Here is a 224-nt window from a genome sequence, read left to right on the forward strand (position 1 = left end):
GCGATCGCGCCGATTTCCGTGACGTCCATGATGTGTCAGTTCCCTGCTGTGGTGGTGGCGGTTGTGGTAGCCGTGGTTGTGGTGGCCGTGGTTGTGGTGGCCGTGGAGGCGATGCCGGCGCAGGCCGGGGGCTGCTGACCGGCCTTGACGCCGGTCCAGCAGGTTTCGAATGATGCAAAGTCCGCCTCCAGCGCGGAAACGGCGGTGGCGGTGATCGAACTTCC

At 65.6% G+C, this 224-nt stretch carries 1 pseudogene; it reads right to left on the reverse strand.

What is annotated here, in order from left to right:
* Window positions 1-35: 35 nt before the first annotated feature.
* Window positions 36-224 (reverse strand): annotated as a pseudogene (locus tag B7G66_RS11380) (hypothetical protein); the annotation flags it as partial.

The sequence above is a fragment of the Novacetimonas hansenii JCM 7643 genome, from assembly GCF_000964405.1.
Taxonomy (GTDB): domain Bacteria; phylum Pseudomonadota; class Alphaproteobacteria; order Acetobacterales; family Acetobacteraceae; genus Novacetimonas; species Novacetimonas hansenii.